Genomic DNA, 19,214 nt, shown 5'->3' on the forward strand with positions numbered 1-19,214 from the left:
GGCTCTCGACAGATTGTAGTAGCCGTCCCCACGAGTGGGACCATGCTCGTCACGCTCGAGGGACTGGACGGCAGCGGCAAGACGACGGTCTGGGAGGCCTTGGGCGAGCGCTACCCCGAGGCCACGTTCACGCGCGAACCCACGGACGATTCCTGGTACGGTGAGGCCGTCTACCGCTCGATCGAGGACGACGACGCCGATCCGCTGGCGGAACTGTTCCTCTACACCGCCGATCACGCCGATCACCTCTCGCGGGTGATCGGGCCCGCCCTCGAGCGCGGCGACCTCGTGGTCTCCGATCGCTACTCCGACTCGCGCTTTGCCTATCAGGGCGCGACGCTCGCAGCGGCCGAGGGCTACGACCTCGAGGACCCGCTCGAGTACGTCGTCGACGTCCATCGGCCGTTCTCGATCGATCCCGATCTGACGATCTACCTCGATATCGATCCCGAAACCGCCGCGGCTCGCGCGGGGACGACCAACAAGTTCGAACGCGCCGAGTACCTCGCATCGGTTCGGGACAACTACGAGCGACTGCTCGAGCGCGACCCCGATCGGTTCGTCCGCGTCGACGCGACGCAGTCGCCCGAAGCGGTGCTCGAGGCGGCGACGGATGCGCTGGCCGAAGCGGTCGGCGAGTCGCGCTGACCTCGTCCATCGATTCCTCCGTCCGCCGTTCCACCGCGGCAATTCCCGTCGGAGACGGCGACTTCGGGCAAAGGCTTTAGTCGTGCCAGGGTGTACCACACCTCCGATGGTCCACGCGTTCATCATGGTGAAGACCGCCGCCGGAAAGTCCGAGGGCCTGCTCGCGGAGATCGGCGACCTGGAGTCGGTCGCCGACGCCCACATCGTCGCGGGCAACTACGACATCATCGCGGAGGTCGACGCGTCCGAGGTCTACGAGGTGCTCCAGACCGTCTCCTCGAGCATGCAGGGACTCGACGGCGTCACCGAGACGAGGACGTACATCGCGATGGGCTAGCGGTACCGGATCAGTCGCGCGTTTTCTCGCAATCGCCGTCGGTTCGCGTGTTCTCGCGGACCCTAGCTGTCGGACGCGACCGTCGTGGGAATTCCCTCTCAGTCTCCGAACTCGAGCGTCACGCCGAACTCGCGCGTCGGTCGACTCTCGGTCGAACGAATACCGTGCTAGTCGGGGGCAAACTTATTCACCGGGGCGAGCGTACCCCTGTCCATGCGGTTCGTCATCATCGGGGCCGGACGGGTCGGGCTGCGGACGGCGCGCGTCCTGCGCGACGAGGACCACGAGGTAACGGTGGTCGAACGCGACGAGCCGACGCTCAGGCGCGCTCGCGATCAAGGGTTTACCACCGTCGAGGGCGACGGCTCTCGCGAGGATATCCTCGAGGAGGCCGGTATCGCGGCGGCCGACGCCGTCGGTGCGCTGACCGGCGACCTCAACGTCAACTTCACCGCCTGCATGATCGCGAACCACTACGGCTGTCGAACCGTCATGCGGATCGACGAGGCCTATCGCGAGGGAATCTACCGGAAGTACGCCGATCAGGTCGACGAGATCATCTACCCCGAGCGGCTGGGCGCGATCGGCGCGAAAAACGCCCTCCTCGGCGGGACGATCCGCGCTATCGCCGACATCGCGCCGCACCTGCAGGTCGTCGAACTCACGATCACCGACGCGGCCCCCGTCAACGGATACACGATCAGCGAACTGCAACTGCCCGCGGACGCGACCGTCCTCGCCTTCGGCAAGCGCGATCAGGCTCTCGGCATCCCCGACGAGGACCTCTCGCTCGAGGACGGCGACCGACTCGTCGTCCTCGCGGACTTCGACGTCCTGAGCGAGGTCCGCCAGCTCCTGGTCGGCGAGACGCCGAGCCGGGCGGCCGCTAACGCCGACGGGGGCTCGAGTTCGGCGGCAACGAAACTCCAGCGCGAAACGGATTCGGGAGGTGTCAACTGATGGTTACAGCATTCGTCATGATCAAAGCGAACACGGGCGAGGCGGATCGACTCAGAGACAGCATCGAATCGATCGATGGCGTTCGATCGGCCCATATCGTCGCCGGCGACGTCGACCTCATCGCGAAAGCGCAGGTCGACTCGCCGGCCGCGGTCAAGGAGATCGCGGCGACCCACATTCAGGCTATCGAGGGCGTCGAAGACACGCAGACGTACATCGCGATGGACTAGAGACGAAGTTTTGCGCTGCGGGCGCGGCGAAGCCGCGCCCTCGGCAAAAATTCGATTAAAAGCACTCCTCCTTCCCCGCCAGCCGCGCGAGCGCGGCTTCCGGGTCAGTCGTCGGCCCGCTCGCTCACCCCGTCTCACGGCCTTCGGCCGTTCGACTGTTCGCGGCGCTACGCGCCGCGCACGGCTTCGCTCGCGGTCGGTATCGGGTAGCGGCCTGCCCTCCCCCGAATCGCGTGGCTCTCGCGTCTGCTCGAGCCACGCTCTCGGCCATACCGGTCGTTCCCAGGCGAAACGACGATCTAGAGTGGCATCCCGCCGCTGTCGCCGTCGGCGGCCTGCTGGCCCCTGCTCTGGGCGTTCTCGAGCAGCGTCGCCGCTTCGCCGCGATAGTCGTAGCCGGGGATGATCCCCTGGGCGAAGGTGCCTTCGACGAACTCGATCAGCGCCTTGGCGTCGTCGGCACCGTCGCTAGCGTCCCACGCGGTGTACTCGAGGCGAACCCGGACCTCGTCGGCGTCGCGTTCGACGACGGGCTCGTCGTGCGTGCTCGTGCGGGCGACCGTGAAGACGTCCTCGAGGCGGCGCTCGAGGGTCTCGAACCAGCCGTTTTCGACGGGGGGCGCGACGACCTCGTCGGCGACGGCGGCGTCGAGCGTGGGGAGGACGACGGTGACCAGAAATCGGCCGTCGCGCTTTCCCTCGGCGTCGTCGGCCGCGACGGTCGTCTCGAAGACGGTCGTCGTGAGGTCGTAGCCGTCGTCGGTCCGGGCGAAGGCGTCGTGGGACTCGAGTTCGCGTTCGACGGGAGTCGGGAGATCAGTCATTATCCGTCTCACGGGCGTGGCGGAAAAGGATGTTACGTTATGGTGACCGCCCTGGGCGGGACGCTGGCCGAACGAGAAGTCACTGTGGCAGTACTCGGCGTCGGCGGCTCCAGTAGTAGTCGCTGGAACCGTTTCACGGGGAAGTAATCCGTTGTTATCGAAAACGAACTGCATAACTACAGGGGAAACAGGATACTGTCCGGGGTATGAGTCTGGATAAACACGCGGCAGAACGTCGTCGCTTCGCTCATCTCCTCGGAACGGACGGCGACCGCGGCTCCGGCCTGCCGATCGGTGGCCGAGACGCCGACGACGAGCCCGAGGCGGACGACGATGACGGCCGCGATCTCGAGCGCTCGAGCGACGGCGACGCTACGAAATCTCGCGCTCGCTGAGGAAGGAATCGAGCGCCGTCGCGACCTCCTCGAAGTCTTTGACCGTCAGTCCGTCGGTGGTGACGAAGACGCCCTCGCTGTCGTTCGTCACGCGGATCAGGAAGCCGTTCTCGAACACGCGGATGGTGTAGTCGTACGCACCGAGCTCCGACCCCTCGTAGGCGGTCTGGGTGGTCTTGAACCCGCGCCACTCGTGGCCGATGAACGTCGAGAGGTCGGCGTCGCGTTCGAGGTCCTCGCGGAGGTATACCTGCTCGTAGTCGTCGCGCGTGAAGTAGGTGACCGAACGGAGGCTGTCGCCGATGGCCGTTCGACAGGTCGCGACGATCTGCTCCGACGCCTCTGACGTGAGTATTCCGGTCGGCATAGCTGACCAGTCGATCCCCGCGACCTTAACGACGAGGGATAGTCACGACGAGGTGAAACCGCCGGCGGCGACGGCCGGAGTCGGCGGCCCGGATCGGAGTCGTCATTGGTCTCAGACGTCATCCGTCACAGTCGTCGTCTCTCGCAGTCATTGCTGTCCGCTACCGCGGTCGTAGCCGGCTCCGTCTACACCTGTTCGATCGCCCGATCGAGGTCCGCGATCACGTCGTCGACGTCCTCGATCCCGACCGAGAGGCGCACGAGGTCGTCGGTGACGCCGCCGGCCAGCTTCTCCTCCTCGGTGAGCTGCTGATGGGTCGTGCTCGCGGGGTGGATGATCAGCGTCTTCGCGTCGCCGACGTTCGCCAGCAGGCTCGCGAGGTCGACCTCGTTACAGACCGTCTCGGCGGCGTCGTAGCCACCCTCGAGGCCGAACGTGATCATGCCGCCGTAACCCCCCTCGAGGTACTCGCTGGCTTCCTCGTGTGTCTCGTGGCTCTCGAGGCCGGGGTAGTTGACCCAGTCGACCGCCGAGTGCTCCTCGAGGTACTCCGCGACGGCCATCGCGTTGTCGCAGTGCTTTTCCATTCGGAGGGGCAGCGACTCGAGTTTCTGCAGGGTCGTCCAGGCGTCGAAAGGGGACTGCTGATTGCCCAGATCCCGCAGCCCGCGGGTCCGGGCGACGACCGAGAAGGCCATGTCGCCGAACGTCTCGCGGAAGTTGACGCCGTGGTAGGCCGGGTTCGGCTCGGTGATCTCGGGGTAGTCGCCCTCCTCCCAGGGGAACGAGCCGCCGTCGACGAGGATCCCGCCGACGGTCGAGCCCGCGCCGTGGATCCACTTCGTCGTCGAGTTCCAGACGAGGTCCGCGCCGTGCTCGAGCGGCCGGCACAGATACGGCGTCGCGAACGTGTTGTCGACGAACAGCGGCACGTCGTGCTCGTGGGCGATATCGGCGATGCGCTCGATGTCCGGCGTGATGAGCGCGGGGTTGCCGATCGTCTCGAGGTGGACGAACGCGGTGTCGTCGTCGATGGCCTCTGCGTAGGCGTCGTAGTCGAGCGTGTCGACGAACTTCGTCTCGATGCCGCGCTTGGCGACGGTGTGGGTGAGGTAGGTGTAGGTGCCGCCGTACAGCGCCGACGAGGAGACGATGTTATCGCCAACATCCGCGAGGATGAAGGTTGCGAGGTCGAACGCGGCCATCCCCGACGAGGTGGCGAGCGCGCCGACGCCGCCCTCGAGCGTCGCGATGCGCTCCTCGAGCATCGCGTTCGTCGGGTTCATGATCCGCGAGTAGATGTTGCCCATCTCCTCGAGGCCGAACAGCGCGGCGGCGTGGTCCGTGTCGTCGAAGACGTAGGACGTGGTCTGATAGATCGGCGGTGCGCGGGCCCCCGTGGCCGAGTCCGGTTCCTGGCCGGCGTGGACGCTGTTCGTGGCGAAGCGGTGCGCTTCCGAGTCGGAATCGTCGCTCATACCGGGTATAGAAACCGGTATACGGTAAAGTTACTGGACGATCTTGTTCGGCGTCTCGAACGGCGTCCAGCAAAAGAACCGATCGAGAGGCGTCAGCGGGGCCGCGCGAGCAGGACGGCCGCGAGAACGGCCACCGCACCGATCGCCGATCCGGCGGCGAAGCCGGGAACCGGTTCCGACGAATCCGATCTATCGGAGTCGTCTGGTCCATCGGATGCAGTCTCGTCCGCCGATTCGGTCCCCTCGTCCTGCGACGACGCGGCTGCCGGTCCGTTCTCGTCGACGGTGAGCGTCCCGGCCTCGAGCGCCGGCTCGATGCGGCCGCCGTCGTCGGCGTCGACCTGGGAATCCGTCACTCGCAGCGTCGTCGAACCGGTCGCAGTCTCGGTGGCGTTCACCTCGACGGTCGCGAGGGTGACGTCGGTCGCACCCGGCGTCACTTCGTCGGTGAGGTCCGCGGCCTCGACGGTCACCGATCGGCCGTCGGCGCTCGTGATCGGCTCGGTTGTCAGCCCGTACGCGTCGGGATAGCTGGCGTTCGAGACCGTCGCGGCGTTGCCGGACAGCTCGAGCGTGAACTCGAAGCCGGCGAGGCCGTCCGGCGCGTCGGTGAGCGCGATCCGGTGTGTCGCGGTGGTCCCGGGCTCGACGGTCGAATCGGTGACGACGAGCGTGCTCTCGGTCGCTGGCGTCGCTGCGGTGTCCACACCGGAGACGGACGGCGGCACCTCGCTCGCGGCCGCGATCGGAGCCGGAAGGGGCGCCAGACAGACCGCGAGCCCGACGACGAGCGCCGCTACTGTCCGTCGCCACGATTTCAGCCACCCGATCGAATCCGACTCGTCAGCTCGGACCCGCCGTGCGGTCGTGGCCGAATCGGCGTCCGGTCGTTCCATCCGCCTCACAGCTCGTCGTACAGTTCGTCGATGTCGTCGTAGTCGATGCGGCCGTTCTCGTTGAAGTCGTAGGCGTCGGCGTTGAGCGTCACCGAGTCGTCCTCGATGTGATCGAACAGCAAGACGACGTCGTCGTAGTCGAGTCGACCGTTGCCGTTGGTGTCCTCGAATCGACCGTCGCCGTCCGGATCGGTCGGTGCCCTGCCGGAACCGCCCGGCCCGCCACCGATCGGCGGTGGGCCGGTAACCACGACGCCGGGACGGCGCTGGGGTTCGATAGCGGCCCCGTCGTCGTCGTCCAGCGCCTGCACGTCGACCGTGATATCCGTCGTTCCGGTCCCGACACCCTCGAGTTCGACGCTCGCCAGCGTCACGTTCATCGCGCCGGGCTCGATCTCCTCGTCGAGATCGGCGAACTTGAACGCGACCGTCGACCCGTCATCGCTGATCGTTGGGCCGGCGGTGAGTTCGAGCGCGTCGTGGTACGTTGCACCCGTGATTTCGGCGACGTCGGTGTGCTCGAGGCAGACGGTGACGCGACCGCCGGCGAGGCCGTCCGGAACCGACGAGAGCGTCAGATCGACTTCTCCCGTCACCCCCTGACCGACGGCGACGGAGTCGACGTGCAGCGACGTCGGCGGCTCGTAGACCCACATCGCGTCGTTGGGATACGAGCGGCCGAAGCTTCCCTTATCCTCACAGAGGAGGACGCGGCCGTCGTCCATCACCATGACGTTGTCGACGTTGATGAGCGAGACGTCTTTCAGGGATTCGGGGTCGCTCCCGTTCGGACCGACGACGACGGGCTCGAGCCGGGAGACGTCGTACCCGTCCTCGAGTTCGGCGCGATAGAGGACGCCGCTTTCGACCTCGTCGAATCGGAGCTCGCCTTGATCGTCGGTCATGTAGCCGCCGAGCGAGGAGATGCCGAAGTAGATGAAGTCGCCGGGCTCGGCCTCGTCGTGGGAGTCGATCCCTTCGGCCTTGTTGAACTCGATGCTCGCGCCGATCTCCTTGGCGGCCGCTCGGGTCTCGAGGAAAGGGACGCGGCGAAGGTCATCGTCGACGCCGTCGGGGCCGTGTGCCTCGTACTGAGCTGCCCACTCGACGATCTCCTCGTCGGTGATGTAGTCCCGGTTGCCGTTGATCGCGACTTCCTCATCGGCTTCCGCGAGCGCGGTCTCGAGATCGGCTTCCCAGTCGGTTTCGGCGTGGGTCTCGAGGTAATCGACCTGCGTGATATCGTCGTAGTCGGCGATCCAGGACTCGACCTCGGCGTTGCTCGCGGTACCGAGTTCGAGCCACTCGACCTCGAGATCCGTCTCGGCGACCGGCCCCTCGCCGATCTCGCTCGCTTGCAGGGCGTACAGCGTCCCGCGAACGTCCATTCGACTGTCGTACTCGGGAATCGGCTCGTCGGCGACGAATTTGTAGATCCCCTTCGCGCCGCCGTCGGAGGCGAGGTAGACGGTTCGCTCGTCGGGCAGGACCTCGGGACACTCCCAGGCGGCCCGACCGAAGACGTGGTGTTTGACCGGCGTCGGCTCTTCGGCGGTCGGGTCGGCGATCTCGACGATCTTGCCGTAGCGATAGCGGTTGGGGAACTCGTCGTCGATGGGCGTTCGCGTGTTGCCCGCTTCAGTCCGGTCGACGGGCTCGGCACCGAGATAGTAGGCGAGCTTCTCGACGCCGCTGTTCGCCCAGAGCCCCATCGGCGACCAGGCGTCGTCGGCGAAGATGTCCTCGAGGGAGTTCCCGACCTCGGTGATGTTGGGACGGTTGTAGAACTCGCTGCCCCCGCGCAGGCCGACGCCGCTGCCCTGTTCGACGATGTCGCTTACCGTCGCGAGCCCGTTGACGCGCGGATGACCGTAGTCTTCCTCAGCGGAGAGGGGCGTCTCCCACGGACTCAGATCGCCGTAGCAGTTGATCTTCGTGCCGCCGATGTCGCGGAACGCCGCCTGGTTCTCGATCTCGGCCGCGTTCTCGAGATCGGCGTCCCAGCTGCCGTTCGTCCGGCTAATCGGTGTCCGCGTGATGGCTCCGGGTGTGGTCTCGTTGTTCGTGAAGAGGTAGCCCTCGGTGCCGTCCTCGGTCGTCGAGACGAAGAAGTTCATGTCGGGGTTGTGGCCGACGCCCTCGTAGCTTTCGCCGACGACGTCGGCGATATCGGTCCCGTCGGGCGTCTCGGGATGGCCCCACCTCTCGGTGCCGCCGTTGATCGGGTCTCCCTCCTGGACGAGGTATGCGTACTCGCCACCCGCCGAGAGCACCCGCCCCTGTTCGCTCTCGGTGCGCGGCGGCTCGAGTTCGGCGAAGTCGTCGTTACTCCCGTTGAAAGTGAACTGGAACCCCTCGAAGACGCCGATCCCGGCCTGGTCGAACGGTTCCGGGTTGTCCCGACTCGGATGCTGGACGCTGTAGAGGAGTTCGCCCGTCTCGAAGACGAACGGGCCCGTGACCTCCGCGCCTCGAGCCGTCGTCGAGAACCGCTTGATGCTCCCCTCGATGTACGGTGCGTCCAGCGTCTCGTGCTCGTCTCTCCCGTCCTGTGCGCCGGCGACGCCGACCGCTCCGGTGCTGATGGCTGCCGCGACTGACGATGCCATCAAGTTCCGCCTGGTAAATTCGACCATGCAAGCGGAGCAACCCCCGATTAATTAATGAGATTTTATAATAGATGCACGTAGGACGGTATAGAATCTACTAGTCTACTGCTGATACTATAGTCGATCGAGCGCTCTAACGACTATTGGTCGATATATAGGCAAACGGTGAGCAGTGTTCCGGTGAGCAGTGTTCAGACGATGATTCCGGACGTCGTCCAAACCGATGGTAGTTGCTCCAATAACCGATCGGTGAATCAATCGAATCGAGTGTAACGGTGGTGCGGAAAAGGAGTCGTTCGTGACTGCGGACCGTCGCGGGCCTACTCGAGGCCTCGTTCGGCCGCTTCGGATCGGATCTCGGCAGCACGCTCGCGGACCCACGAGAGGTAGCGCTCGATCTCGGTCGGCGTGGCACCGTAAAACGAGGCGACCCAGTTGACATCCGACCAGGGACACGTGACGAGGTACGCGGCGAGGGTGTCCTTGCCGGCCTGGACGACCTCCGGCGGGACGCCGCGCTCACCGGTTCCCTCCTCGACGAAGCCGTTGACGTCGAAGTAGACGTCGGCGTAGAGGCGGGCCGTCTCGAGGTCGTCGAACGCGATCTCGGTGTGATCGGGCGCGTCGAACCGGTAGCGCAGGTCATCGCCGTCGGCGGTGCCGGTTTCGACGATACGAACGCCCAGAATGTACTCCTCGACGATAGTGTCGTCGGGTACGGGGACGGTGTCGGGTGTAGCCATGTGAGGATTCCTTGCTCTCACTCGCTCCCGTAACGGTATTGAACGTTGATATGAGCACTACTGTGTGCTCGTGAGCGTTTCATACCGGTACTGTTTCGATCGGACCGTCGTTGACGAGCGCCAGCACGGAGTACAGTCGAATTCGACCAAGCACACCGTGTTCGGGGGAAACGAGTTGCATCCGCCGACGGACGGCTGAGGGCTCAACCGACTCCCACGGTCGAATCACTCACAACTGAACGCTGAAGTTGCTCACTCTCACGTCAAACCGGATCGCAAAAAACTGAATCGTCGCAGCCCCGCGATTACTCGAGCAGCGACTGGCCGGTCATCTCGGGGGGCTGGGCGAGGTCGATAACCTCGAGCATCGTCGGCGCGATGTCGGCGAGGGTGCCGTCCTCGCGGATCGTCCGCCCCCCTGCAGTGCCGTCGGGTGCGACGTAAACGAGCGGAACGAGGTTGTACGTGTGTGCAGTGTGAGGATCTTCCTCGGTTCCCATGTCGTCGGCGTTCCCGTGATCGGCGGTGACGAGGACGTGTGCGCCGGCGGCCTCGAGCGTCTCCACCAGGCGACCCAGCTGTTCGTCGACGGCTTCGACGGCCGCGATCGCGGCCTCGTAGTCCCCAGTGTGGCCGACCATGTCGGGATTGGCGTAGTTGAGCACGAGGACGTCCGGGTCGTCGCTCTGCTCGCGGGTCGTCCCTCCCCGCTCGCTTTCTCGAGGCGCTCGCTCCGATCGCGCCTCGCCCTCGATCGTCTCGATCGCCGTGTCCGTCACTTCCGGCGCGCTCATCTCCGGCTGCAGGTCGTAGGTCGGCACGTCGGGACTCTCGACGATCTTCCGGATTTCGCCGTCGAACTCGACCTCGCGGCCGCCGTTGAGGAAGTAGGTGACGTGGGCGTACTTCTCGGATTCGGCGATCCGGAGCTGGGTTCGGCCCGCGTCGGCCAGCACTTCGCCCAGCACCTGTTCGGGCTGGTTCGGCGGGTAGGCTACGGGAAGGTCGAACGTCTCGTCGTACTGGGTCAGCATGACGACTTCCGCGTCCGGCGGTTTCGTCTCGACCTCTTCGGCCCAGTCTTCGGGCCGAATGTCCGCCAGCATCCGAGTCAATTGTCGCGCCCGATCGGAGCGGAAGTTGAACCAGACGACCGCATCGCCGTCCTCGAGCGCCGGCCCGCCCTGCTCACGGCTTCGCCGTTCGCTCTCCGAGGCGCGTAGCGCCTCGCTCTCTATCACGGTGGGTTCGACGAACTCGTCGGTCTCGCCGCGGTCGTACGATTCCTCGACGGCGTCGACGGCCGATTCGGCGGTCCACTCGGCCTCGTGAGACACGATGGCGTCGTAGGCTCGCTTCGTCCGCTCCCAGTTCTGGTCGCGGTCCATCGCGTAGTAGCGGCCGGAGACCGTCGCCACGTCGCCCGTGCCGTGGTCCGAAACGACGTCCTCGAGCGTCTCGAGATACTCGCGACCGCCGGTCGGCGAGGTGTCCCGCCCGTCGGTGATGGCGTGGGTGACGGCCTCGACGTCGCGGTCGGCCGCCAGTTCGATCAGCGCGTGGAGGTGCTCGTGGTCGGAGTGGACCCCGCCGTCGCTGACGAGTCCGACGAAGTGGACGCGCCCGTCGTTCTCGCGAGCCTGGTCAAAGGCGCTGTTGATCGCGTCGTTCTCCCGAAAGGAGCCGTCCGCGATCGAGTCCGAAATCCGGGTGTACTCCTGATAGACGACGCGCCCCGCGCCGATGTTGAGGTGCCCGACTTCGCTGTTGCCCATCTGGCCGTCCGGCAGACCGACGCGTCGGCCCGCGACCTCGAGCCGCCCGTACGCGCCCGATTTCGACAGTCGATCGAAGACCGGCGTCTCGGCCGCGGCGACCGCGTCTCTGCCGCCGGTACCGAGCCCCCAGCCGTCGAGGACGATCAGCGCAGCTTCCATGTCTGTTCGGATTCCGGCGCGGCCTAACTAGCTGTCGTTGTCAGCCGAGATGGGGGTCATACGGACTCCTGTAAGCCATTGCCGGCGCAACCCCTGAGCGGTCGGGGGTTGCGCCGGTAAATCGTTCCAGTAATCCGTCTCAGTCGCGCTGGATGAACTCGCCCGAACAGTCGTACTCGAGCAGTTCGTACTTGGCAATGTCCGGGTCTTCGGACGGGCCGGCCCGATCGGTCAGTCCGTAGACGGTGAGCCGATCGACGCCGGTCTCGTGGGTGGCGTTCCAGCGCCCGCACAGGTGGTTGGCGAAGTACGAGCGGTGGTTCTCGTTGTCGGTGTAGCGCATCGTCGCGATATACTTGCGCCACCGCGAGGTCTCGTAGGTCTCGTCGACCGACGGCGGTCTGTCCCAGTCGACAGCGGACCCGTGGAGGACGTCGGTTTCCGTCCCGTCCTCGAGTTCGCCCGGCACGACGAGCCACCGGGCGTTGGAAATCGGGTTGGGGGCGAACATCCGCCAGCTCTGCTCGGCGTGGGTCGTCTCGAGGACCTGTTCGGCGGGGTCCGGGACCTCGGTGTAGTCGACCGCCTGTGCGTTGGCGAGGACGACGAGGACGAGGAAGAGCCACGGCACGACCGTCGAGAACAGGACCCGACCGCGAGACGTGATCGCCGCGGGTGAGGGCGAGGGCACGGCCTGCCGAACCGACGGGAGCAGTGGGAGCGAGAACTGCGGGAAATCTCGCTGGAGCCGGATCAGGCCGCCGTGGAGTCGGGGTGCGATCCCAACTCGAGTCGCGAGCGCGGTCAGGTCGTCCCAGACGGCGGACGGATAGAACAGGAGGAGCCCGGCGACGGAGATCAGTGGGAAGAGGCCGACCTGGATCGTGACGAACATGCCCAGGTGCATGCTGACGAAGAGCGACGCGAACACCGCCCGCCGGTAGCCGACCAGTACGATGAGCAAGGGTGAGAGCAGGATGAGCACCATCCAGAGGTGGGTGAACGCGCGCAACAGCGGCACCTGATCCGCGATGGCGTTGCCGAGCAAGATCGTGAACTGATCGGCCTGAAAGATTTCGACGACCGCGTTCCCCGACATCCACGCGTCGCTTCTGCTCTTGTGGATGGCGTTGGTCGCGTACATGAGCAACACCTGCGTGAGGACGGCCATCGTTCCGACGGAAGATACCGTCGCCCGATTCCGCTCGATCCGGCGGGCGTCGATCGACCACCGTTCTCCGAGCGGGAGGAAAATTCCCCAGAGGAGGAGCATTCGCAACATGATGTCGCCGCCGTTGAGGATCATCGGATTCCGGACGTGCAGCGAGATCAACAGGAGCCACGAGACGATCGTCGCGAGCCTGGTCCGATAGCCGACGAGCATCGCGAGCGCGAACGCGCCCGCGACGAAAAATAGGAGAACCTGTGCCCACGCCTCACCGGAGATCGCGTGGAGGGAGTAGACCGACGAGTAATCGGAGAACAGCGCCTCTCGAGGAAGGACGCCGTCGTCGGTATAGAACGCCGTGAGGTTCCGCGAGCGCAACAATAAATCGACGATCAGCAGCGTTCCGACCGCGATACGGAACGCGGCCAGCGCTCGGAGATCGATCTCGAACCGCCGCTCGATCGCTCCCGCGGCTCGATCCAGCGTAGTCGTCACCCGGTCCCGCGCGTTCGCAGAGGAGGCCTGAGACATCGTCTACTCCTGACCGTTCGCTCTCGGGTCTCGTATCGACCGGCATAAGTTTGTTGTTAACTGAAACGTCGATTCTCGTCGCCGTCACGCTCGCCGCTGTCGGTCGAAGACCGAAAATAGTCCGGCCGCCGTGCTCCGTCACTGCGACGACCGGGTCGCGTCCTCGTCGTGTTCGAACGTCGCACCGCAGTCGCCACAGGTCGTTCCGTTTCCGGGCTTTACTCGCTGTGCGAACACGCCACCGCACTCGTCACAGATCATGAACAGGCGGTGTTCCGGCGCGACGCCGGCTTCGAAGTCGGCGCGGATCCAGGCGTCGCGATTCCCCTCCTCGTAAAGAGTGACGCCGGAACTGTCCTGTCGCCAGTTGGTCGCGCGATCGTCGCAGGTGACGGCTGCCGGTTCTCGCTCGGACATCGAGATAGTTCCGGACTCGACGCGCCCATACATACGTTTTCTGATAGTAATTTACTCGGCCTCGAGTTCCCGTTCGCTCGAGTGGCGACCACTGGCTTTTTGCAGGTCGGGTGGGAGCCACCTGTCATGACGCTCGATCCGGTCCACTTCGACGGCATCGCGCGGCTCGCAGGGCGGATCGATCACGGGACCGACGAGCGCGACCGCCGCGCATTCGCCGAGACGGTCTGGGCCGAGTTCCTCGACCCGCTAGTTTACGACGGACGGACGGTCCTGGAGCCGGTCGACGAGCGGGCGCGACGGCTGGTCGACTGCGAGGCGGTCGCGTTGCGCGATCGCGAGTTCCCGACCGAACACGGCCTCGACGCCGGAACGATCAACCCGACGACGTTCAAAAACGGGCTCGTCATCGACATCGCACAGGCGGCGATGAGCGCGACCCCGAGCGATCTCGACCGCCACCGGTCGCGGACGACCGTGATGACGGTCCACTCCAACGACGAGACGATGACCGTCGACGAGACGTGGGGAACGTTCGACGAGGGGTACAGCCGGAGTCGCGCGGTCAAGATCCCGCCGCTGCCCCGCTTCGCCGAGGGGGTCGTCCACGCGCTCGCGCTCTACCTCGCCGAGAGCACGCACGCTCGCGACCACGCCGACGCGGTCTCGGACCTGCTCGTCCTCGACGGCCCGTTGTACCCGCGGGGCCTGCTGCGCTGGGCCGACCAGCATCCCGACCTCGCCGATTTCCTGCTCGACGATCCGCGACCGACGACGGTCCTCGAGAACTACGTCCGGCTGGTCGAGGACTTCGTCGAACGCGACGTCCCGCTCGTCGGCTTCGTCAAGAACCCCGCGACGCGCGTCCTCACGCGGACTCTGAAGTCGAAGCGCGATATCGATATCAGCGTCCCGTGGAGCGACGACTCGGCGCTCTTCACCCGCCTGCTCGAGCGCGGCGAGTACGTCGACGACGTCGAGGGAGATCGCTGGGAGCGGGATACCTCGGCGCTCACCTACACGAACTGGTTCCGGTCTCGAGGCGGCGTCGATTTCCCCCTCTCGGCCGAGGGCGATGCGCTCGGCGTCGAGCGACGCCTCGAGCCCGAGGCCTACGAGGTCACCTTTTTCGTCCTCTACGATCCGCGCGACGACCTCTGCTATCGGATCGAGGCTCCCTACGCGTTCACGAAGGATCCGGAGACGCGCGAGCGGCTGACGATGCAACTGTTACAGAACGTTGCCGTCGCCCACGGGCCGCCGACGATCGTCGCGAAAGCCGACGAACTCGCCCGGATCAGCAACGCCGAGAAGGCGTCGCTCCGCGAGACGCTCGAGGATCGCTTCGACGCGGCGCAGGACCGGACCTACGACGACCATCGGTGGGACGACCAGCCCTATTAAGGGGCACGTAACTGCGATCATCGAAAAATAACTCCGGGCCACTAGGCCTCAGTGTTCTCGTCGGTTTCCGCCAGCCGGGGTTCGGATCGGACTCCGCTGAAGGCGAGGACGGCTCCCGCCACGAACACGATCGTCGCGAGGTAGATCGGCCCGAGGTGCGTCACCCAGTTGTGTGCGAAGAGATCGGCGTAGTGCATCGGAAGCGCGATGGCCAGCCCGATCACGGCGGCGACGATCGCCGTCGCCCACGCCCATAACTGCCCGCTTCGGACGCCGTACCACGCGAGCGCCGCGATGGCGATCCCGGTGGCGATGATGAACGCCGCAGTCGCGACGTGGAGATGGTTGATGTAGTGCATGATCGCCGGATCGATCGCATCGAGTTGCGCCGGCGTAACGCCGTTCAGGGTCGCGACGCCGAGTTCGAATCCGGTGCCGAAGAACGTTCTCGCGAGGAAGACGACCCCGTACCCGACGAAGGCGACGCCCGCGAGCGCCATCATGAGGGAGCCGATCCGCAGCCCCCGTCCGGGCTCGTAGTCGGTCCCGTGTCGCTCAGCCGTTGCCCGTTTTAGACTCATTGCTCTCCCCCGTCTCGATTTCGACCTCGACTTCCTCCACGTGTTGTTCGTCGATCTCCTCGAGCGAGTACGTCTTCCCGTGCTGTTCTTTCACGTGCTCTCGCGTGATTTCGAGCAAGCGTTCCCTGTCGTCCGCCTCGGTACGCATGCGGAAGACACAGCCCGAAACCGCCGTGTCACACGCTACTTGTAGTGCTGTCGTCCTATCTTCCGTTTGCAGATCGTTCGCCATAGTCTCGTTTCGCCTCCCGGCGAGAGGGGCTACGATGCGGAGGGTCGTGTAGGCATCCGATGAGTTTTGCGCAGCCGGTGACTTCCGCGCGGACGATGACCGGCGGTCACTGGTCACTCCGTGGTCGGTTCGGAAACGAGTGGCCGGGACTCGCGCCGATAGGACTCGTACGTCGATTCAGCCCAGTCGCGCGTGTCCGGTGCGTCGGTATCGATCAACGCCCGAACCGTCCCGCTGTCGGGACTATGGCCACTGATCCCGACTCGCTGATCGAAGAGAGCGATTCCGTACGGCGGCACGTCGTCGTGGACTCGGACCGCGAGATTCCCGCTCTCGAGCGGCTCGGAACAGTGCTCCGGGTAGGTCGAGAGGATGTGTCTGGCGGCGCGCGGCGGATCGATGATCTCCGTTCGCATCCCGTCGACGATTTGCCGAGCGAGTTCGTCCTTACACGGCTCGAGCAACCCCAGGTCGAATCCGACGAACCGAAACTGGTCCGTCTCCCGAAGCAACGACGCGAATCGATTCACCGGGCGGTACGGATCGTCGGTCCGGGCGGCCGTCACGACCGCATCGGACCCCATCTCGATCGAGAAGCCGCTCGCCTCGACCGGCAGCCACTGCCAGACGTCGCGGAGCTTCCGCTCGGTCTCGAGTCGATCGATCAGTTCCCGCAGTCCCGACGCGACGAACCCGCCCAGCTGTGTCGCCTCGTACTGATGTCCCTCTCTCCTGATCCAGCGTCGCGCTTCGAACTCGCGGAGCGTTCGCCCGACCGTGGACCGCGAGACCCCGGTCAGCTCCCGGAGGTCTGTCCGGCTCTGTGGACGCGTGGCCAGTGCGTCGAGTGCGGCGACGCGGTGGTCCGAGCGCGCGAGGAACTCGATATCGTCGAGCGGCGAGTGTTCGCCTCTGCTTATCATGGTACTCATACGCACGCGAGTAGCATAGCTATGGCCCTCGATACGCAAGCGACGGTATCACTCTGGAACGCCACGCATCGCTCGAGGACGCCGATGTGGGTGGCGAAAACCGGACTCCGCGGGCCGGGGCCGGGTATCAGCCGTCGTTTTTCTCGACCTCGAGGGCGACGTCGTCGGGGTCGATTCCGATTCGGGCGAACTGCGTCCGGACGTGTTCCTTGGCCCCCTCGACGGCACGTTCGCGGGTGTCGAAGCCGCGGGGCATGGGTGACTCGAAGGCGAGATTCACCTCCCGGCCGTCGACCAGCTGGGTCGACCCACCACTGTCGACCTCGTAGAATTCGTCGCAGACCCAGACGTACGCGGCGTCTTCGTCGGGTGCGCCGCGGAACGAGGGGGATCGTTCGCCCCGTTCGTACAGCGTGCCGGTGAGTTCCGTCCCGCCGGCACGACCGCGTACCAGAAGCATACGAGATGGTACGCCTCGCGGACGCAAAAGTACCGTGCTATCCACCGAACGATGAGAATTATCGCGGCGGCCGGCCGGAAGTTTCAGTCGTTATTCGTTGCGATCGGTGTCTCCAGCCAATAGCGAGGGTTCTCCGGACCACCCGACCCGTGATCGGTCACTCGTTTCGGTCGAGGACGCTCTCGGAACCAGTTCTCGAGTACCCGTCTACGCGCTCGGGTTTCCGACGCCGGTCGACGCCGAGGTGGTCGGTATACTGATCGTACTCCGCGGTACAAGACGACGGGAGCGGTATTTGGAACGTATGTGTATTCCTAGTAGGAATGCGACTTATAGAATTACTATTATGTAACTAACGGCAATTTCCGTTATTTGCCGTTTACGGGCTGTTCACTGGGTTACCCAGTTGTTAAGCGAGTAACGATCGATCTTCCGACCCAAATCGTTTTGGAAATGACCTTATCCCTATTGCAAGGGTGGATATGCGTAATGAGTTCGGACGCACACCTCGGCGGCGACACCTTGCCCGATCCACTCTCTGACGTTCCGACGGAGTGTTACGAGATTCTTCGCCATCCCCGCCGACTTCGGATCCTCGAGGTACTCGGGATCCGGGGAGCGCGGCTTTCCCTACCGGAACTGACGACGGAACTGATCGACCGGACGGAACTGTCTCCCTCGAACGGGCGGGCGCGACACGACGTTCGTATTACCCTCGTTCACAATCACTTGCCGCGACTCGCGGACTACGAGATCGTAGACTGGGACGAAAACGGCGTCGCGCTCGTAGACGACTCCCCGGTCCACCCCGCAGACCTTGCCGCTCTCCTCGAACTGTGCGAGGCGGACCACGCCGAGGGGCTGCTCGAGGCGATCGTCGATCCCGTCCGGATGCGCCTGCTCGCCGCCCTCGAGGACGACGACCGCCCGCTCTCGCTCGAGCAACTCGCGGCTCGTCTCAGCGCACACGACGGGGGGCCGTTTTCCGATCCCGATCGGGCGGCGGTCGCGCTGCACCACTCCCACCTCCCCGCGCTGTCGGACGCCGGCGTCGTCAACTACGACTCCGAGTCGAAGCTGGTCACTCGGTCCGACGGCGTCGTCTCGATCGTTCAGTAGCCGTCGACGGTTCGGGCACCTCGACCGTTCGATCTTCTCTCTTCGACTCGAGCCGCCAGTCTGCACGCTCTTCGCGTTTCAGGCCGTCGGAACGATACAGTGTTCCCGTTCCCCCGCGTAGGACCAACGCAAAATGCCTCCCGAACGCGAGGACGGTGGCCGCGATGTCCCGACGAGCGTCGCTCGCATCGCTGTCAGTATCGGTCTCGCCGTCCTGCTCGTTCTCTCGATGACGGGCGTCGCGGGAACGGCCGCCGCGATCGATCAGGTTGCGATCCTCTCGCCGGAGCAGCGGACGGTCGAAGCCGCACCCGGCGAGACGATCGAGATCGACGTCGTCCTCCGGAGTCAGGGCGGCCACGGTGGCGAGGGCGTTTCGGGAGTCGCGCTGGTCGCTCAGTACCATCCCGACTACGTCGAGATCACCGACGTCGAACGGGGGCCGTGGCTCGAGGGCGACGGGACCGAAATCCGGACGACGGAACGGATCGCCCCCGAGCGGGGGACGGCGGTCCTTGACCAGCGCCGCGAGCCAGCCGCGGGCGGGACGACCGGAGCGGGGACGATCGCGACCCTGTCCGTCCGGGTCGCCGACGACGCACCCGCCGGCGCGACGACGATTTCGTTCGACGGGACAGACGTGGATCTCACCGGCGACTGGCCGATCGCCGTCGTCGACGAATCCGTGACCGTCGCGATCGACGGCGGCGACGAACCGCTCGAGACGTTCGCCCACCCCGATCCGGACGGACTGGACCTCGAGGCCGAGGGGGGTGGGAGTGAGAAGGACTCGAGCGACGCTGACGGACGGGCGGCCGATAGCGGGGACGATCTGCCTGTTCCTGGCTTTACGATCGGGGCCACGTTGGTGGCCGTTGTGCTCGCGGTGCTCCGGTTGACAGCCGCTCGTGACGGTCCTCCCAGATAAACACTCCGTCCAGCTGGA

General features: G+C 65.4%; 21 protein-coding genes. 8 read left to right on the forward strand and 13 right to left on the reverse strand.

Translation table 11 applies throughout. The features are described 5' to 3' along the window. Positions 1-42 precede the first annotated feature (42 nt). From tmk to LDH74_RS00200, 4 genes are all read left to right on the forward strand, one after another. Complete coding sequence (tmk, locus tag LDH74_RS00185; RefSeq protein ID WP_226040621.1) at positions 43-648, forward strand: dTMP kinase; 606 nt, start codon at positions 43-45, stop codon at positions 646-648. 106 nt (positions 649-754) lie between these two features. After that, the gene (locus tag LDH74_RS00190; protein WP_226040622.1) at positions 755-985 is read left to right on the forward strand and encodes an Lrp/AsnC family transcriptional regulator; all 231 of its coding nucleotides are present in this window, start codon (positions 755-757) and stop codon (positions 983-985) included. A 213-nt stretch (positions 986-1,198) separates the two neighbouring features. Beyond that, on the forward strand, positions 1,199-1,945 hold the full coding sequence (locus LDH74_RS00195) for a TrkA family potassium uptake protein (RefSeq protein ID WP_226040623.1): 747 nt from the start codon (positions 1,199-1,201) through the stop codon (positions 1,943-1,945). Next, the gene (locus LDH74_RS00200) at positions 1,945-2,175 is read left to right on the forward strand and encodes an Lrp/AsnC ligand binding domain-containing protein (protein ID WP_226040624.1); all 231 of its coding nucleotides are present in this window, start codon (positions 1,945-1,947) and stop codon (positions 2,173-2,175) included. Before LDH74_RS00195 ends, LDH74_RS00200 begins: the two co-directional genes overlap by 1 nt. Positions 2,176-2,474: 299 nt before the next feature. Here the strand turns inward: LDH74_RS00200 and LDH74_RS00205 are convergent, their stop codons facing one another. After that, complete coding sequence (locus tag LDH74_RS00205) at positions 2,475-2,999, reverse strand: DUF5813 family protein (RefSeq protein ID WP_226040625.1); 525 nt, start codon at positions 2,997-2,999, stop codon at positions 2,475-2,477. Positions 3,000-3,205: 206 nt separating this feature from the next. Here LDH74_RS00205 and LDH74_RS00210 point away from each other — a divergent pair, with 206 nt between their 5' ends. Further along, entirely contained in the window at positions 3,206-3,394 is a 189-nt protein-coding gene (locus tag LDH74_RS00210; RefSeq protein WP_226040626.1) for a hypothetical protein, read from the forward strand. On the opposite strand, the gene LDH74_RS00215 is transcribed toward LDH74_RS00210, so the two are convergent. The 8 genes from LDH74_RS00215 to LDH74_RS00250 form a co-directional block, all read right to left on the reverse strand. Next, positions 3,372-3,761 carry a hypothetical protein gene (locus LDH74_RS00215; protein ID WP_226040627.1) on the reverse strand — a complete coding sequence of 130 codons (390 nt, stop codon included), beginning with the start codon at positions 3,759-3,761 and terminating at the stop codon, positions 3,372-3,374. The two genes, LDH74_RS00210 and LDH74_RS00215, sit on opposite strands and share 23 nt — an antisense overlap. Before the next feature lie 185 nt (positions 3,762-3,946). Then, on the reverse strand, positions 3,947-5,239 hold the full coding sequence (locus tag LDH74_RS00220; RefSeq protein ID WP_226040628.1) for an O-acetylhomoserine aminocarboxypropyltransferase/cysteine synthase family protein: 1,293 nt from the start codon (positions 5,237-5,239) through the stop codon (positions 3,947-3,949). Between the two features lie 92 nt (positions 5,240-5,331). After that, positions 5,332-6,135 (reverse strand): hypothetical protein, encoded by an 804-nt coding sequence (locus LDH74_RS00225; protein ID WP_226040629.1) that lies wholly within the window; start codon positions 6,133-6,135, stop codon positions 5,332-5,334. A gap of 5 nt (positions 6,136-6,140) precedes the next feature. Next, positions 6,141-8,771 carry an alkaline phosphatase PhoX gene (locus LDH74_RS00230; RefSeq protein ID WP_226040630.1) on the reverse strand — a complete coding sequence of 877 codons (2,631 nt, stop codon included), beginning with the start codon at positions 8,769-8,771 and terminating at the stop codon, positions 6,141-6,143. 293 nt (positions 8,772-9,064) lie between these two features. Beyond that, positions 9,065-9,487, reverse strand: a complete 423-nt coding sequence (locus LDH74_RS00235) for a hypothetical protein (RefSeq protein WP_226040631.1) — start codon at positions 9,485-9,487, stop codon at positions 9,065-9,067. 305 nt (positions 9,488-9,792) lie between these two features. Next, entirely contained in the window at positions 9,793-11,424 is a 1,632-nt protein-coding gene (gene gpmI / locus LDH74_RS00240; RefSeq protein ID WP_226040632.1) for a 2,3-bisphosphoglycerate-independent phosphoglycerate mutase, read from the reverse strand. 139 nt (positions 11,425-11,563) lie between these two features. Beyond that, on the reverse strand, positions 11,564-13,123 hold the full coding sequence (locus LDH74_RS00245; RefSeq protein ID WP_226040633.1) for an HTTM domain-containing protein: 1,560 nt from the start codon (positions 13,121-13,123) through the stop codon (positions 11,564-11,566). 138 nt (positions 13,124-13,261) lie between these two features. Further along, complete coding sequence (locus tag LDH74_RS00250; RefSeq protein ID WP_226040634.1) at positions 13,262-13,540, reverse strand: hypothetical protein; 279 nt, start codon at positions 13,538-13,540, stop codon at positions 13,262-13,264. A gap of 126 nt (positions 13,541-13,666) precedes the next feature. On the opposite strand from LDH74_RS00250, the gene LDH74_RS00255 reads away from it, so the two are divergent. Further along, positions 13,667-14,944 carry a DNA double-strand break repair nuclease NurA gene (locus LDH74_RS00255; protein ID WP_226040635.1) on the forward strand — a complete coding sequence of 426 codons (1,278 nt, stop codon included), beginning with the start codon at positions 13,667-13,669 and terminating at the stop codon, positions 14,942-14,944. Between the two features lie 41 nt (positions 14,945-14,985). Here the strand turns inward: LDH74_RS00255 and LDH74_RS00260 are convergent, their stop codons facing one another. The 4 genes from LDH74_RS00260 to LDH74_RS00275 all read right to left on the reverse strand — a co-directional run bounded on the left by LDH74_RS00260 (position 14,986) and on the right by LDH74_RS00275 (position 17,149). Beyond that, entirely contained in the window at positions 14,986-15,525 is a 540-nt protein-coding gene (locus LDH74_RS00260) for a hypothetical protein (protein WP_226040636.1), read from the reverse strand. Then, on the reverse strand, positions 15,500-15,757 hold the full coding sequence (locus LDH74_RS00265) for a DUF1059 domain-containing protein (protein ID WP_226040637.1): 258 nt from the start codon (positions 15,755-15,757) through the stop codon (positions 15,500-15,502). Before LDH74_RS00265 ends, LDH74_RS00260 begins: the two co-directional genes overlap by 26 nt. A gap of 113 nt (positions 15,758-15,870) precedes the next feature. Next, positions 15,871-16,680 carry a MarR family transcriptional regulator gene (locus LDH74_RS00270; protein ID WP_226040638.1) on the reverse strand — a complete coding sequence of 270 codons (810 nt, stop codon included), beginning with the start codon at positions 16,678-16,680 and terminating at the stop codon, positions 15,871-15,873. A 136-nt stretch (positions 16,681-16,816) separates the two neighbouring features. After that, complete coding sequence (locus LDH74_RS00275) at positions 16,817-17,149, reverse strand: hypothetical protein (protein WP_226040639.1); 333 nt, start codon at positions 17,147-17,149, stop codon at positions 16,817-16,819. A 489-nt stretch (positions 17,150-17,638) separates the two neighbouring features. Here LDH74_RS00275 and LDH74_RS00280 point away from each other — a divergent pair, with 489 nt between their 5' ends. Both LDH74_RS00280 and LDH74_RS00285 read left to right on the forward strand, forming a co-directional pair. Further along, positions 17,639-18,268 carry a helix-turn-helix domain-containing protein gene (locus LDH74_RS00280; RefSeq protein ID WP_226040640.1) on the forward strand — a complete coding sequence of 210 codons (630 nt, stop codon included), beginning with the start codon at positions 17,639-17,641 and terminating at the stop codon, positions 18,266-18,268. A gap of 133 nt (positions 18,269-18,401) precedes the next feature. Continuing rightward, complete coding sequence (locus LDH74_RS00285) at positions 18,402-19,196, forward strand: cohesin domain-containing protein (RefSeq protein ID WP_226040641.1); 795 nt, start codon at positions 18,402-18,404, stop codon at positions 19,194-19,196. Positions 19,197-19,214: the final 18 nt, after the last annotated feature.

It is taken from the genome of Natrinema sp. DC36 (assembly GCF_020405225.1).
Classification (GTDB): Archaea; Halobacteriota; Halobacteria; order Halobacteriales; family Natrialbaceae; genus Natrinema.